General features: G+C 39.2%; 13 protein-coding genes. All 13 read right to left on the reverse strand.

Annotation, left to right across the window (positions count from 1 at the left end; translation table 11 throughout):
* Positions 1 to 243: 243 nt before the first annotated feature.
* Positions 244 to 1,233 carry a 5-oxoprolinase subunit C family protein gene (locus FNK51_RS10370; protein ID WP_098371808.1) on the reverse strand — a complete coding sequence of 330 codons (990 nt, stop codon included), beginning with the start codon at positions 1,231 to 1,233 and terminating at the stop codon, positions 244 to 246.
* The gene (gene pxpB / locus FNK51_RS10375; RefSeq protein WP_063233465.1) at positions 1,230 to 1,988 is read right to left on the reverse strand and encodes a 5-oxoprolinase subunit PxpB; all 759 of its coding nucleotides are present in this window, start codon (positions 1,986 to 1,988) and stop codon (positions 1,230 to 1,232) included. Before pxpB ends, FNK51_RS10370 begins: the two co-directional genes overlap by 4 nt.
* A gap of 27 nt (positions 1,989 to 2,015) precedes the next feature.
* A complete protein-coding gene (locus FNK51_RS10380) occupies positions 2,016 to 2,807 on the reverse strand; it encodes a putative hydro-lyase (protein ID WP_063233464.1) in 792 nt (263 codons plus the stop codon).
* A gap of 79 nt (positions 2,808 to 2,886) precedes the next feature.
* Positions 2,887 to 4,026 carry an NRAMP family divalent metal transporter gene (locus tag FNK51_RS10385; protein ID WP_094246674.1) on the reverse strand — a complete coding sequence of 380 codons (1,140 nt, stop codon included), beginning with the start codon at positions 4,024 to 4,026 and terminating at the stop codon, positions 2,887 to 2,889.
* A gap of 119 nt (positions 4,027 to 4,145) precedes the next feature.
* Positions 4,146 to 4,907 (reverse strand): 5-oxoprolinase subunit PxpA, encoded by a 762-nt coding sequence (gene pxpA / locus FNK51_RS10390; RefSeq protein WP_141993269.1) that lies wholly within the window; start codon positions 4,905 to 4,907, stop codon positions 4,146 to 4,148.
* Between the two features lie 483 nt (positions 4,908 to 5,390).
* Positions 5,391 to 6,518, reverse strand: coding sequence for an N-methyl-L-tryptophan oxidase (gene solA / locus FNK51_RS10395; RefSeq protein ID WP_141993270.1), 1,128 nt, complete (start codon positions 6,516 to 6,518; stop codon positions 5,391 to 5,393).
* A 130-nt stretch (positions 6,519 to 6,648) separates the two neighbouring features.
* Positions 6,649 to 8,208, reverse strand: coding sequence for a histidine ammonia-lyase (gene hutH, locus FNK51_RS10400; protein WP_141993271.1), 1,560 nt, complete (start codon positions 8,206 to 8,208; stop codon positions 6,649 to 6,651).
* Positions 8,209 to 8,283: 75 nt separating this feature from the next.
* On the reverse strand, positions 8,284 to 9,669 hold the full coding sequence (locus tag FNK51_RS10405) for an MFS transporter (protein ID WP_286178634.1): 1,386 nt from the start codon (positions 9,667 to 9,669) through the stop codon (positions 8,284 to 8,286).
* Positions 9,670 to 9,971: 302 nt separating this feature from the next.
* On the reverse strand, positions 9,972 to 10,124 hold the full coding sequence (locus tag FNK51_RS26540) for a hypothetical protein (protein WP_179891081.1): 153 nt from the start codon (positions 10,122 to 10,124) through the stop codon (positions 9,972 to 9,974).
* Between the two features lie 445 nt (positions 10,125 to 10,569).
* Positions 10,570 to 11,892, reverse strand: a complete 1,323-nt coding sequence (locus FNK51_RS10410) for an MFS transporter (protein WP_098371804.1) — start codon at positions 11,890 to 11,892, stop codon at positions 10,570 to 10,572.
* 489 nt (positions 11,893 to 12,381) lie between these two features.
* Complete coding sequence (gene hutI / locus FNK51_RS10415) at positions 12,382 to 13,680, reverse strand: imidazolonepropionase (protein WP_141993272.1); 1,299 nt, start codon at positions 13,678 to 13,680, stop codon at positions 12,382 to 12,384.
* Positions 13,680 to 15,353, reverse strand: coding sequence for a urocanate hydratase (hutU, locus tag FNK51_RS10420; protein WP_141993273.1), 1,674 nt, complete (start codon positions 15,351 to 15,353; stop codon positions 13,680 to 13,682). Before hutU ends, hutI begins: the two co-directional genes overlap by 1 nt.
* Positions 15,354 to 15,548: 195 nt before the next feature.
* Positions 15,549 to 17,018, reverse strand: a complete 1,470-nt coding sequence (locus tag FNK51_RS10425; RefSeq protein WP_141993274.1) for a helix-turn-helix transcriptional regulator — start codon at positions 17,016 to 17,018, stop codon at positions 15,549 to 15,551.
* Positions 17,019 to 17,147: the final 129 nt, after the last annotated feature.

Here is a 17,147-nt window from a genome sequence, read left to right on the forward strand (position 1 = left end):
TAAGCTTAAATGCAAGATAAAGTAATTCTTGATACAGTCATTAAAGAAAATACTTGTTGGAGTCACATCAGCCATCAAGTATTAAGGTAAAATAAAGCAACAATTTATTTGAAAAACTGCCTTGAATAAAGAAAATAAATAGAGGCTCCATCTTTCACTTATTATGTATTAACAAAAGGAAGAGAGTATCCTTTTAATAAGAGTACTCTCTTCCTTTTGTTACTTCTTGATGAAGTAACTATATTACATGCTGTTTTTTAGAAATAATGAAATCGAAACCTTTAAATCTTTTAATTGTTGTTCTTTTTGAAGGAAATGCTGCTCGGCTTCTTTTAAGGTTACTCGTGAAAATTGAATAGATTCCCCTGGTTTGACCTGAGCAATTAATGGTAAATCTGCAGTAATCACTTGAGCTATCTTAGGATACCCTCCCGTTGTTTGGCTATCCGCAAGAAGAATAATAGGGTTTCCATCAGGAGGAACTTGAACAGACCCGTTAGTTACTGCTTCAGACAATAGCTCCCTTTTATCCTGTAACTCTAACAAAGGACCTGATATTCTATAGCCCATACGATCAGATTGGTTTGAAACTTTAAACAAATTCTCTGCAAAACTAACTTTACTAGAGTCCGTAAAATAATCGTACTGGCTTCCATCTATGAAACGAATAACTGGCATGCGACTTGGCATAAACTCCTTTTCATTGACAAACCACTTTGGAGCGATAAACGCTTCTTTAAACTCCCGGTTATCTAGAATCGTAGAAGTTTCATTAAAATCCACAACATCATCTACTTTTAATGCTCTTCCCTTATAGCCCCCAATTTCCCCTCTTAGATATGTACTTTTACTATTCATAACTGTAGAAATAGCGTATCCTCCCGCTACAGACAAATAAGTCCTACAACCTGATTTACATCCCGCGAATCGAAGAATAGAGCCTTTTTTTACATAAACAGGCTTCCACATTGGAACAGCTTGACTGTCAATAGTAGGTGATAAATTTCCACCTGTTATCGCGATCAAGCAATTTTTTTCTATTTTAAGAGTCGGACCCATTAACGTAATTTCCATGGCCGCTTCACTTTCTTTATTGCCAACTAACATATTGGCAATTCTTAGGGAATATGCATCCATTGCGCCGCTTACAATCACTCCATGTTGCTGAAACCCTTTTCTTCCAAGATCCTGAATACTAGTTAATAATCCCGGTTTGATTACACGCAGGCTCACTGTAACCCCTCCTTAAGAATAATTTCATTATACTCTTGATTAGAAATTGGATGGAATTTCACAATGTCTCCTGCTTGTAATAGGCTTGGAGGATTAACATCTGGTAAGAATAGTTTGGTTGGCGTTTGTCCAATTAATTGCCACCCTCCAGGCGTAGATATTGGATATACACCCGTTTGCATACCTGCAATTCCAACTGCTCCTGTTGGTATGGTCATTCTAGGAGAAGATCGTCTAGGTGTTGCAATTTTTTCTGATAGTCCACCGAGAAACGGAAAACCTGGAGCAAATCCAATCATATAGGCTAAGTACTCACCATTTGAATGAATATGGATGACTTCATCAGTAGTTAAATTATTATAACGAGCTACATATTCCAAATCCGGGCCATATTCCCCCCCATAACATACAGGAATAGAAACAGTTCGGTGTGTCAGCTTTTTATCTTCTTTTAACCACTGTAGTTTCCTTTCCATGATAGAACGAACCACTTCATATGGGGAAATAAATTCATCATTATTGCTTTGTTTTTGTTTCTTATAGATAACTAGAGGATCATAAAAAACTGTCAAATTTGTAAAAGCCGGCACACATTCTATAAATCCAACAAAAGGTTCATCTTCAAGCAAATCCATAAACATTTTAATTTTTTTGTGAATGTCGTATTTAATTTCATTCCCAAATGTAATCACGATTGCGGAATCGCCTAAGGGAGACAGTATGCATGTAGTTTTATTCAAAAGCTTTTCCGGCATAGAACTCAACTCTTTCTGTTAGTAATATTATAAAACGCCTAATTTTTCATCACGGATATCCGTTATAAACATATGTCCTGGTGCATGCGTAATCATAATCGCCGGTTTTGTTTCCATTGCGATAGATTGAGGCGTTACTCCACAAGCCCAGAAGACCGGCACTTCTCCTTCACGAATCGTTACTGCATCACCAAAATCAGGTTGCTGTATGTTAGAAACACCAATCGCCTCCGGATCTCCAATATGGATTGGACCACCATGAACAGCAGGAAAACGCGATGTAACTTGAGCCGCTCGCACCACATCTTTCTGAGGAATCGGACGCATGCTCGCTACCATTTTCCCGTGAAATATCCCTGCTTCAACACATGAAATATTCGTTTTATACATCGGTACATTACTGTTCTCTTCAATATGACGAATGGAAATATCGTTGTTTAAAAGGGCATGTTCAAATGTAAAGCTGCAACCGATTAAAAACCCAACCATATCATCTTCCCAATAATCTGAAATATCCGTTACTTCTTCCATTAATTCACCGTATTTATATATCCGGTATTTAGGAATATCTGTACGTATATCACCAGACTGAGCAGCAAATTTAGGAATAGGAGAACCAATTTCTGTTACGTCTAGAAGTGGACAAGACTTAGGATTACGCTGACAAAACAATAAAAAATCAAAAGCATGCTCTTTTTTTAAGATGGCCAAGTTTGCTTGTGCATATCCGTTTGCCATGCCAGCAGTTGGCTTAATCAATTCATTGTTGCGGATCATTGCGCGCAATTCAGCCGGGGTAGCTTGAGAAAGATCGATCATTAATATTCATCTCCTATTAAGAACTGGGAGTCAGTGACAAACTAGCACGCCACTTCCACCCCGTTTTATTGATGTATCATTAAAAAAGAGCGGGCAGTTGTTTCATTAATGTATATACGCCCATTAACGCCATGATGATTACCACAAATACGCCGGAAATCGTCAACCATAAAGGATGTTTATAATCACCCACAATATTCTTCTTATATGCCGCAATTAAAAGTGTACCAAGTGCAATTGGTAAAATCAGACCATTAATTGCCCCTACTACAAGTAGTACTTTAACCGGTTGACCAATTAATAGAAAGCAAATGGTCGATACGACTATAAAGCCAATGATAATCCAGTTAGCCTTTTTATTTATTTTTTCGCTGAATGTTCTGATAAACGAAACAGAAGTATATGCAGCACCAACTACTGATGTGATTGCTGCAGCCCACATAACAATACCAAACATTTTATAACCTACATTTCCAGCAGCAAGTTGAAAAACGGATGCCGCAGGGTTTTCTGAATCAATTTGCAAGCCTTTAGATACAACACCTAGAACTGCTAAAAATAATGCAACTCGCATAACTGTGGTTATTAAAATACCCATTACTGAACTCTTTGTTACTTGTGGCAGTGCTCCGACACCTTTCACTCCTGCATCCAATAGACGATGACCGCCAGCAAATGTAATATAGCCACCCACAGATCCCCCAACTAATGTAACGATTGCGATAATATCAATCTTATCAGGTGCAAATGTCTTCACTACTGCTTCTCCAACTGGAGGAGAAGTTGTCCATGCAACATATATCATCAAACAGATCATAAAAAAGCCTGCGATTTGTGTAAAGCGGTCCATAGCTTTTCCCGCTTCTTTTACTACAAATATTAATACTGCAATAACTGCACTAATTGCTGCTCCAGTTGTTGGGGAAATTCCAATCATCGCATTTAGACCAAGTCCAGCTCCTGCGATGTTCCCTATATTAAATGCTAGCCCCCCCATAACTATGAGTGCCGCTAGAACATAACCTAGTCCTGGAAGAACCATGTTTGCAATCTCTTGTCCTCGTTTTTCAGATACAGCAATAATGCGCCATACATTTGTTTGTGCAAAAATATCAAGAATAACTGAAATAAGGATAACAAACCCAAAACTTGCTGCAAGACTTTGGGTATAAACAGTTGTCTGCATTAAAAAACCTGGTCCTATGGCTGATGTTGCCATAAGAAATGCTGCACCTAGCAATAATGTCCGGTTATTTTTTGGCTTAGAATGATTTTTTTTCTGATCTGTCGTATTTTTGATTGGCTCCAATGAAATCTACCTCCTAGATGTTTGTGATTTTATGTAGAAATAGACTTAACTGTAATTTCAGATATTTCTAAGGATTTTTTTACATGACGAGCAAAGGTTAAAGCATGTGCTCCGTCCCCATGAATACAAATTGTATCTGCCTTTAAAGCCACATCAGTTCCTTGCTGTGATAAAACCTTTCCTTCTTTAACCATTCGAATTACTTGTGCAACAGCATCATCATCATTTTCTATCATTGCATGCGCTTTCATACGAGAAGTCAATGAACCATCTTGTTGATATGTCCGATCCGCAAACACTTCACTAGCCGTTTGTAATCCAATGGTCTGTCCAGCACGTATTAATTCACTGCCCGACAAGCCAAATAAAATGAGCTCAGGATTAATTTTGTATACAGCTTCAGCTATGGCAAGAGACAACTCTTTATTCTTTGCCGCCATATTGTACAAAGCACCATGTGGTTTAACATGTTGCATATTCCCGCCTTCAGATTGCAAAAAGCCATTTAATGCACCAATTTGATAGACAACAATATCATAAGCTTCCTGTGGTGAAATATTCATATTGCGTCTGCCAAAACCTATTAAATCCTGGAAACCTGGGTGGGCTCCGATTTTTACTTCTTTCTCTAAAGCAAGCTGAACCGTTTTTCTCATAACGGTCGGATCGCCAGCATGAAATCCACAAGCAACATTGACAGATGTTACATAATCCAAAATCTCTGCATCATTTCCAATTCGATATGTGCCAAAGCTCTCTCCTAAATCACAATTCAAATCAACTGTATTCATTGTACACTCCTCCTATTTACAGAAATTTCGAACAATAAAACCTATAAATATGTAGATAAAAATATTTCACTTTCATTAAATTTCATAAAATTCCGAAATTCGGAATTGACGTTTCATATTTCGGAATATTCTTATTCTAGCATGTTTTTTTTATTTCGACAATACAATTGTTAGCTAACCTAACATATGTTTTTGTATTTTTTCATTAATCTTGAATATCATTTATGTTTTCTTCTACTATTATCTTTGATTAAACAGGAGGTTATGTACATAGATTAATGTAAAAAAATAATACATAGATGTAATATCAATAGACCGGCAAAAACAAGTGCAAAACCTTTTTTTGCTGACTAAAAAAGTCGTTGATTCCTATGATAAGGAATCAACGACTTTGATTTTCATTCTATATGCAGGTTCAAGTTAAACTTGTGATTTTATATTTTCATCTCGATGGCGAAATATTTTTTTCAAGTCTTCTCATTTTTAATTAAATCGATTAATAGAAAACAATGATATATCTTCCTTGCTCGTACCGGAGATAATCAAGTCACTCAAAATTTCACCCATGACACTGCTGAATTTAAAACCGTGTCCAGAGAAACCCGCTGCTATAGCAATGTGTGGATAATAAGGATGTTTATCCACTATAAAATGCTCATCAGGGGTCATGGTGTAGATGCAAGTTTTCCCATATTTCATTTTTTGATCAGCAGGCATATATTTCTGTAAAAACTTCACCAAATCACCCTCATCATCATCCAATTCACCAAACCCTTCAATACAGCCATCAGGATTTATACGGTTTCCTCCATCATGTCTCCCTATTTTCAATCCAGAACCATTTATACTTGGAAAGCCATAATATGTACCAATAGAAGTATCAAAAGTAAAAGCTGGAAAGTCATGATGATTATATAATTTTTCATTTGCATGAAACCATGCAAATGTTTTTCTGATAGGTTCTAGAGGCAGATTTAAATCTAACATCGCTAATATTTTTGGAGCCCATGCCCCAACTGTAACCACTAAAGATTCTGAGTGGAATGTCTGTTCATCCGTTTTAATCGTGACCCCATCACTATGAACAACTATCTTCCTTACTTCACTGTTTACAATTATGTCGGCACCATTAGATTTCGCAAGTTGTTGATACGCTCTAATGCACTCTTCACTATTTAACACGCCCGAAGTCGATTCAAAGCACCCAATAAAGTCTTCTGGCAGTGTTATACCAGGCCATCTATCATGAATTTGATTTGAATCCAAGATTTCCATTGGTAAACCATATTCCTTCGAACCAGCTTTCACTTGCTTAATGAAGGTGGAATTTTCGCTTCCAGCATTCAGGACCCCCGTTGGAAGAAACAATTGCTTTCCCGTATTTTTTTCCAACTCCCCCCATAGCTTTTGGGATTTAAGTGCCAAAGAAACATACTCCCTCCCTTCGCCATAAGCATGTCTAATAATTCTTGTTTCCCCGTGATGGCTGCCTTTATTATGAGGAGGAACAAAGGAATCCAATAATAATACTTTTTGTCCTTTTTTTGATAGAAAATATCCTGAAGACATTCCCATGGAACCAGCTCCAATTACAATTACATCATAGTGCATCTTGCTTCCCTCCTTTTTAGATGAATCATACAATCATTCTAGTTTAACAGCAATCATTCATATGATCCTTAATGAAAAAGGAAGCCCCTTTACTCTATAAAATAAAGTAAAACAGCTTCCATCTTTTTTTTTAGAACTCCATTTCCCCGATCTCCTTTTCAACTAGCATAACTATTTCCCCTTCATGAATTTGTCTATAAATCGCTTCAATGTCAGGATGAAAAAACCGATCTTCTTCCACCATCGGGACTTGACTCCGAACTAAATGATATACACCCTCCGTAACAGGCGATGGTTTCAAGGGCAGATGAAAATCCATTGCTTGCGTTGCCGTCATCAGTTCAATAGCTAAAATATATTCAAGTTTCTTTGAAATTTGATAGGCTTTCTTTGAAGCAAAATAGGCAAAACTTATCAAATCTTCTTGATTGGCGCATGTAGGGGTATTATCTACTGTCGCTGGATGCGAGAGCACCCTTATCTCGTTTAATAGTCCGGCGGCTGTATATTGTGGGATCATGTAGCCACTATTTAAACCAGGATTCACCACTAAGAAATTAGGTAATTCACTAAGGTGATGGTTTACTAGGCGATCTATTCTGCGTTCTGTTATTTTCGCTAGGTTTGCTAACGCTATGGCTATCGTATCCGCGTACATCCCTACAAATGAACCATCAAAATTTCCAGCCATGAGTGCAATCCCATATTCCTCTTCCGGAAAAATCAAAGGATTGTCACTTACAGAGTTCATTTCATTCTCAATTGAAACAGCAGCGTCTTTCAATACTCTTTTTATGGCTCCATGGACTTGTGGAATGCATCGTAAACTAAGCGCATCTTGTAATCTATGTTCCTTGTATGTATCAATGATTTGGCTGTCTTCCAGTATCCTTGTAACATTTCTGGCTGTCTTAGCCTGTTCCTCATGCTTTTTTATTGCATGGGGACGGGGATCAAATGCCTTAATTGTACCTTTTAGCACTTCTAAGGACATAGCACCCGTAATGTCTGCGGTTTTAGCTGCTTGCATGCTATTGTATAAAGCCAGAGCAGCCAGAGCAGTGACGGAAGGAGTTCCGCTTATTAGAGCCAGTCCTTCTTTACACCCAAGCGTAACTGGCTTCAATCCAGATTGCGCTAGCGCATCCTTTCCCGATAGAAGCTCATCGTTGTACCACGCCCGTCCCTCCCCGATCAACAATAAGGCCATGTGTGCTTCAGGAGACAAATATCCCACTGACCCATCACCTGGAACATAGGGAAGTACATCGTGATTTAAAGATGAAGCAATAAGTTTTAATACTTGTAAACGGACACCTGAATAGCCTTGACCTAAGTTTACAAGTATCATCAATTGAATGGCTCTTACTACTTCTTTTTCAAGAGGTTCCCCAACCGAAACAGCATGAGAACGAACAATATTCCGTTGAAGGGTTTCTGCGTCTTCTGGAGAAATCACCTCCGTCATATTACTGCCAAACCCTGTCGTTACACCGTAAATCAATCTATTATCATCTAAAAACTTTTCTATTAAGCTTCGTGATTGATCCACCCTTTCACAATACGCCTGTGTGAAGGTAACGATTGCACCATATCTTGCAACCGCTATCATCTCTTCGATTGAGATTGCACCATCACCTAGTGCAACCTCTTTAATATCTTTAGGGTGTAAACAATCGGTCGTTGTCATCCTTACACATCTCCTCTCCTTTGACTCATCAAGAAGGAGAAAAAAGTTTTGGTCCTTCTCATTTAGAAATTAATCTTATGTTATTTTCTTATTTTCTGTAAAGGGAATATCGGTTCCCTTCGAAAAGTTCCCCGCTTCTAGTAATGGGTCACTCGCTTCGTGCAAGGAAAGATTCTTCGTTTCAGGTGCCCAAGCAATCGATACAATCAAACCGATTAGCAGGACTACAGCCATACCGATCATTGATGTACTTAACCCGAATGAATTTAGACTAATAGGCAGCAGAAATGTACCAATTGCAGAACCAATCCGACTAATGGCCGTAACCATTCCTATTCCCGATCCACGAATCTCAGTTGGAAAAAGCTCTGCTGGGTAAACTAATGTAAGGTTTGATGCTGCTGACATGAAAAATGTAAAGATTAAGAAGGCTGTCAACATTAAGAATTGAGAACCATTGTGTAAGAAGCTGAGTGAAAACAATGAAACAGTAAGGATCGTAAAAGCCCCGATGGTAAATCCTCTACGAGAAAATTTTGCAAGCAACCAAAGACCAACAATTGCCCCAACAAGCAAGAATAGATTCAGCATCGTATCGGCAAAAAAGTTTTGTTCAAAACCCATTGTACTTAGTATCGACGGAAGGAAAGTGTAGATTGCAAAGTACGGAATAACAAGAGTTAATTTGAATATTCCACCAAATGCCGTACGCTTACGAAGCTTTTTGCTGAAAAGCCCACTAAATCCTAAAGTCTTTTGATTTTCCGTACCAGTAGTCGTTTCTCCCATTTCAACGTTCGGTCCAAGGTGTTTTTTTACAATCTGGCGAGCTTCTTCGAAACGCCCCATGCTGACAAGCCACCTTGGTGATTCAGGCGTTCCTATTCGTAAGATCAAAACCACAATAGCGGGAATAGCAGCACTGACAAGCATCCAACGCCATGAGTCTGATCCAACCTGTCCCAGGTAATGACCAACAAAGTTTGATGCTACATATCCAAGCGTCCATACTACGTTTATAGACGCGAGGAGCGAGGAGCGATACTTTTTTGGTGAAAACTCGGCGAGTAGAGTCGTACCGACAGCATAATCTCCTCCAAGTCCAAAACCAATTAGTAAACGTAAAATGAGAAGTTCTTCTGGACCACTAACAAAAAATTGTAAAATAGTAGCAATCGTGATCAGTAAAAAGTTTACGAGAAAGATTTTCTGTCTGCCAATACGATCAGAAAGTCTTCCAAATACCAACGCTCCCCCAAAAAGACCGATTAATGCAGAACTTCCGATCAATCCAGTCCACATTGCATTTAACTCCAATTGAGGACCAAGTACTGTCAGAGCCATCGCAATGATTCCAAGTGAATAACCATCACAGAAGCTTGATCCAAAGGTAAGGCCAGCAATACGAAAATGAAACTTATTAAATGGGGCATCGTCCATAGTGATCTTTTGTTCGTTCAAAGAATCCCCTCCATTTTTTGATTTATCAGATTTATGGATCAAAAAAAATTTTACTGCAGTACTCCGGTATTGACCCTGAAATTAAATGAATAGATTTCAGTTCACACTAAAAAATGATATTTTACTGACCTTCCAAACAAGGAATGTACACCTGTTAGAAATTTTGCACGTACAGGTAGTTTTCATTTTATGGTTAAGACTAGTACTTATTCGGCAAAGAATATTATGAAATAGTAATCTTTTTATAATTTGTTTCAAACCATTCTACCTTTTAATTTCTATTTAATTATGAAAATATAGTTTTAGGATTCGATCAATTGTTTATCATTGAAATAAATGACTTCACTAAGGATTTTACAGCCTTCTATTACCTCAAATTTTTCCCTAGCTTCCTTTTCTGTGGTAAACTCAAACATTTTTATGCCATTTTTCGAATGGATGGTGATTACCCACATAAAATTCCCTCCACATGGAGATTCATTTCCACATTTTCCTTAAAACACTTTCATTTAATTTCACTGTAAAGCAGTAAAGTGTTTAACGCTGCCAATGGGTAGGATGATAAACCACCATCCTACTATTCAACACCATTACATGTGGATAAATACTTCTAAAAGCCCAATTCATCTGCTGAAATGGGTAGACATTGACTGAAGATCAAGGCCTTATCTTTTTTAGTGATTCTTAAAGGACAGTCAGGCTTTAGGAATCACTCTTCACAAATGGCCTTAAAGAGGGTTTTTACTCGACAAATTCATGCTCACGGCCTTTATTATCCTTTAGAACCGCATGGGCTCTCATAAAAGTAGGAACTAGATCAATCGGATGCTCCTCTTATAAACTTCTTCTGAAAGTGAAATACATAATCCGTAATCAATATACATCCATTTATGCCTTATCTTAGCTAACCATATTATTGGTGGTTTCCGATGTGTTACCTTGTTTGCCAGGCTTCACGAAAACCATGGCTATCATGCCAATCGTGACGGCTATTGATGCTGCAATAAACATGGCATTATATCCATATATGGCGACAAGACTTCCTGTCAATGTAGGGGCAATAATGGTAGCCAGATTGGCAATGAAATGAGTTACCCCGCCAAATGTTCCAGCTTTATTCGGTTCTGTATCCAGAACCACGATCCAATAAATGGAATTAGGTAAATAATTAAAGGCATTTCCTATACACATTAAAGCAAGTACGGCCGCCGCACTCTCGACAGTCGGAATCAACATAAAACATACAGCTGTACAAAATAATGAGACTACTGTGAACCAAGATCTGGCAATTCGTAAATTCCCTGTTTTCCTGCGTAATATATCCGAGATTTTACCACCTAATAATCCAGTGATAATAGCTCCTACCCAGGGAATCATCCCAATATATGAAAGTGAAGAAAGTGAATAATTAAATTCATCTTGCAGATATTTTGGGGTCCATGTAAGTAATAAAATATTTACATATAAAAAGGCAAAATATCCAATTGCATTAAATACTAACGTAGGGTTTTTAAAAAAATGGTACCATGGTACATTTATTTGTTCGTCTAATTTCGTCTCACCTTTTATTAAAATATCTGCTCTTCGAATTTCTTCTAGTTCGGTTTTCGAGACTCTTGGATGATCTTCAGGTAAGTTTGTAAATACTTTGTTCCAGATTGCTACCCAAATAAAGCCTAATATACCGAGAATAACAAATGTTACTTTCCAGTTAGTGAATGTTAGAAGACCTACTACGATGGGTGCAGTAATTAATGCTCCAATTGGCGTTCCAACTAATCCAAGTGCTACAGCAAACCCTTTTTCTTTAGGAGATACCCAGTTTGCCATCGTTCGGTTCATCGTTGATAAGGTAGGTCCTTCAGCTAAACCAAATAAAACACGAAACACCGCAAATCCTGCCAAGGCAGAGCCTCCAAATAATGCTGCACCTATGTGACCTGCGAATATTGTCCCAATTTCAAAAAAAGACCATGTAGTTCCGGCAATGATCCACATGAATTTAGGGCCTTTCTTATCTGCTAAAGCACCACCAAATAGTGCACCGAATATATATCCATATCCAAAATACCCCAGGATCGCTCCCCAACTTACTGGATCTAAATTGAACTCCTTGATTATTTCAGCTTGGGCATATGAAAGTGCACCTCTATCAATATAATTTATGATTGTAATAACAATAATCATAAAAATGATAAAATAACGATAGTTATTTCTCAACATGTGATCACTCCTTGATGTTTGTTAGAGAGCAGCAATACTGACTGATTTTAAACATAAAAACAGTCATCCTAAAACCCTAAATCTAGTCTGCATTATGCAGCCTGTAATAAATTGCAGCGATGAATACCCTAATTCTGACTGTTTTGACCCCATAGAGTAGCTCGGATCAAGACTGACAAAATCAATTTGCATGACAATCGGATACTGGCCAATTTTTAGTAAAATATCAAAAAACCCATTAGCAGGCATTCCACCATGGGTAGAAGCATGTATGCCAGTGCAACTGAAGTATCAAATACATCACCTGCTTTGGCAACTTGGAATTCTGTTAGATCATGTTGTACGTATCAAAGCCTTTTTACATCCGCCAAAATTCCAGCGGATATAAAGAGGCTCCTGATACATAGATTGAAGTTCATTAAATGCGTTTCATGAGAGATCCGGTCAACCTAATGATGGATTGTATAGTCTCTCTTCTTTTAGTGAATTTTATAGACCAGTCAGGCTTTTGAAATCAGTCTTCACTTTATCATTCACAACTTGCACACCATTTTTCCATACAGACTTAACGTGATTGACTCCAAATAGATATTGCAACTCCTGATAGTTTTCAACATTCCATAAAACGACATCCGCTTGTTTTCCGACTTCAAGCGATCCGACCTTTTCTTGCCTGTTGATTGCACAAGCAGCATTGTATGTCGCCGCCGTCAGAGCTTCTGCAGGGGTAAGCCGCATCGAAATGCATGCCAGATTCATGACAAGCGGCATGGAAGTTGTCGGTGAAGATCCAGGATTACAATCGGTCGAAATGGCAACAGCTACGCCTTCATCAACCATTCGTCTTCCAGGGGCCGCTTCTTCCCGTAAATACAAGGCGGTGGCTGGAAGCAAGCAGGCAATGGTACCTGACTTCGCCATGGCAGTAATCCCCTCATCGGAAGCTTTTAACAAATGCTCAGCTGAAATGGCTCCTATCTTCGCAGCTAATTCAGCTCCACCGTATGGCTCAATTTCATCAGCATGAATTTTAGGAATCAAGCCGTATTTTTTTCCGGCCGTTAAAATCCGCTCTGATTGTTCAGGGGTAAAGACCCCCTTTTCACAAAATACATCATTGAATTCAGCCAGCTTCTCTTCAGAGACGATTGGAAGCATATCATTAATCAGATGATCGACAAATTCATCCTCGCGGCCTTTATAATCCTTTGGAACCGCATGGGCTCCCATAAAAGTAGGAACTAGATCAATCGGATGCTCTTCCTGTAACTTTTTCATCACCCGCAACTGCTTTAATTCGGTTTCCAAATTCATTCCATAACCGCTTTTACCTTCTACTGTAGTCACGCCATGAGCGAGAAACGAATCAAGTCGTCGCATGGTTTGCTCCATCAATTCTTCTTCACTTGCTTCCCTTGTCATGCGGGTGGTAGCATGAATGCCCCCACCTGCGTTCATAATGTCCATATATGTTGCGCCTTCAAGACGCATTTCAAATTCACGTTCCCGACTCCCGCCATATACAACATGCGTATGTGGATCAACTAGCCCAGGTGTCACCAAATGGCCAGTTGCATCAAAGACTTCAGCTTCATGCATTCTATCTGCATAGAGTTCTTCCAATTCTTTGGTCGTACCGATCGCTTGGATCAAACCAGATTCCATCCATATACTTCCATCTTCGATCAACCCAAGCTCTGACATTGCCTCTTTGGAACGAGGACCTTTCCTATCAGAGGTAAGGGTTGCAAGTTGAGCGGCATGTTTTATCCAAATTGGTTTTGTCATTATTTATCAATTCCTTTATCAAGCATCGGGATATTAATACCTCTTTCACGTGCTGTTTCCTGAGCCAGTTCATATCCTGCGTCAACATGACGCACTACACCCATCCCAGGGTCCGTTGTCAACACTCGCTCAATCCTGGCTGCTGCTTCTTTTGTGCCGTCTGCCACAATTACAACGCCTGCATGCATGGAGTAACCCATTCCTACGCCGCCGCCATGATGTACGGAAACCCAGGTTGCACCGCCCACAGCATTCACCATTGCATTTAAGATCGGCCAGTCAGCCACTACATCGGAACCATCCTTCATGGCTTCCGTTTCACGATTCGGCGAAGCGACAGAGCCAGAATCCAAATGGTCACGACCAATTACGATCGGGGCCTTCAATTCACCACTTGCAACCATATCATTGAGGATTTTACCAAAACGTGCGCGCTCCCCATAACCAAGCCAGCATATACGGGAAGGCAGACCTTGGAACTGAATTTTTTCTTGAGCCATTCTAATCCAGTTACATAAATGTTCATTATCAGCGAATTCGCGTAAAATGGCTTGGTCTGTTTTATAAATGTCTTCTGGATCACCAGATAAAGCCACCCAGCGGAATGGACCTTTACCTTCACAGAATTGTGGACGGATATAAGCTGGAACGAAGCCTGGGAAGTCAAAAGCATTCTCTACCCCTTCATCTTTCGCAACTTGACGGATATTGTTGCCATAATCAAACGTCACGGCTCCTTTTTCCATCATTTCAAGCATCGCTCTTACATGTTTGGCCATTGAAGCTTTAGAGAGTTTAATATACTCTTCTGGATTTGCATTCCGTAATTCTGCAGCCTCCACCATTGACAGGCCTGAAGGAGTATATCCATTTAGCGGATCATGGGCCGAAGTCTGATCCGTCAAGACATCAGGAATGAAGTTCCTTGCGATCATTTCCGGAAGAATATCTGATGCATTCCCAATCAAACCAATCGATAATGCTTTCCCTGCAAGTTTAGCTTCATTGGCTAAACGAATGGCTTCATCCAATGAATCCGTTTTCACATCGGTATAACGAGTCTCAATCCTCCTGTCAATTCTTGTCTCATCTACATCGATCCCGATACAGACACCACCGTTCATCGTAACTGCTAACGGCTGTGCCCCTCCCATTCCGCCTAAACCTGCAGTTAGAGTAATGGTGCCTTTTAACGAGTTATTGAAATGTTGTTTTGCAAGCTCGGCAAAGGTCTCGTATGTACCTTGTACGATCCCTTGAGATCCGATATATATCCAGCTGCCTGCTGTCATCTGCCCATACATCATCAATCCCTTTTTATCAAGTTCATGGAATGTTTCCCAGTTCGCGTATGCAGGGACGATATTTGAATTTGCAAGCAGGACACGTGGTGCATCCGAATGCGTTTTAAAAATTGCCACCGGTTTCCCTGATTGGACAAGTAAAGTTTCATCTTCTTCAAGCTCTTTTAGTGATTTGACGATTGCATCAAAGCATTCCCAGTTACGAGCAGCTTTCCCAATCCCACCGTATACCACCAAATCTTCTGGACGTTCAGCAACTTCAGGATCCAAATTATTCATAAGCATTCTAAGCACTGCTTCTTGTTGCCATCCTTTAGTATGCAATTCTGTTCCAGTATAACGGATAACCTTGTTTGTAATCGTGTTCATTTTCATTTCCCCCTTGTTTTTGTTATATATTCATTCTATAAGAAAAATTCAGAATAATTAATTATAGTTTAATGATTATTTTATAATTTATTTTAAGTTTTTGCAGTTAACTTTATTTTTTTATGAATAATTTCAATAATTACATTGTTATGAATAAATAAAAAAAGGACGATTCATTTATTGAATCGTCCTTTTTTATAATCCAGACCGATATGCTGATGGTGTACAACCTTCAAGCAGTTTGAATTTGGCATTGAAATAAGTTTGATGTGAATAGCCGGCTAATTGTGAAATTTCCTCCAATGATAAATCCGTTTCCTTTAATAAACGTTTAGCTTCCCTAATTCGAACTTGATGCAGAGTATTTCGAAAAGATTCGCCGGATTCAGCCGCAAAACGACGGCTGAGTGTGCTTTTATTGATACGCAGAGTATCTGCACAACTCGCTAGATTCCACTGGGCGTCCCAATAGTTGGACTCGATCATCTCCCTTGCTTTTTCGCTAAGTGTGCGTGCCCCTTCCTGTAATTGTCCATGATCCTGCAGAAGCATATGGGTGGTGAACGCATGCAGCTCTTTTACTATTTGATGGATGACAGGTTTATGTACAATTTGCTGAAATACATCATAGTATATTGCTTCTAGAGAAGCATTTTGCAAGTCGTATGATTTCATATGCCTACGAATCTGTGCGAGTACGCTTGTAAGGCGGATACGAACGATTTCCGGGTCGGGGTATGGTCGTTCAAAAGTAAGGAATTCACGCTCAATCCAGTTCCTGATGGCTTTTGCATCCCGCCGTTCGAGCATTTCTATCCAAAGTCTTTGTTCAAGAGGAGTGAGGAATGGATCCATCTCTTGAGGCGAAGTCTGCTGACTTTCGGCTAAAATGATATCATATCCATCGAAAAAGATTTGTCTCGTAAATTCACGTGTTTGCTGATACATCCTTTTTAAAGACTCATCTGAAGTTGCCGCTTTTATTATGATGGCAAGGGGCTCATCCATTCTTTCTTTCCAGTGAGCAAGGAACGCTTGGTACTCTTCCTTATATACCTCTTTTTCCTTCGTTTCCTGGACACATAAAATAAAATCCGATAAAGCGAAGATTTGATTCTTCCCAGTAAAAGAATATCGTTGCAGTTCATCATAAACTAAAGGAAGGGTCCTGTTATCAGGTGTCAAAAAAGCGACCATGGTTATTCGACTTTCATGCCTCCGGTCTGTCAAGAAGAAATCCGGATATCCAATATCCAGAGCATTCCCATCATCCATGGTGTTTGTCGAAAGAAGACCAGGACCATTTCTCAATTGAAAACGCAATTGTTGGATATGTTTTACCAGATCTGCCGAAGAAAAAGGTCGGAATAAAACATCTTCAGCACGAAAGCGTAAGGCTCGATAAGCCGTTTGAAAGATTCGCTCAGATGAAATGCCTAACCATCGAATTCCCCTCCGCTTTAACGAAACACCCATCGCCTCACTTTCATCCGTCCAAATATCCATATCCAAAATAACGAATTCCGGTTGCTGATTGCGTATGCCCTTTTCAAATTCTTCAATCGTTTTCCATAAGATCAGTCTGACTCCCGTTAGGTGGGACTCCACTATCCAACGAATTCCTTGAGCCTCAATCTCATCTTTCGCCACCAAATGAATTTCCACATCATCACCTCATTTCTGCTGTTATTCCTGTAATGAATAAATATGAAGTCAGTACTTGAAAAGAAAAGGACTCCCTTGCCTTTTCGAAAGCACTTGTATCACATCTCCATTCTAATCCCGCCTAAAACC

Origin of the sequence: Bacillus sp. B4EP4a, assembly GCF_006680105.1 — a bacterium.
Taxonomy (GTDB): domain Bacteria; phylum Bacillota; class Bacilli; order Bacillales; family DSM-1321; genus Peribacillus; species Peribacillus simplex_E.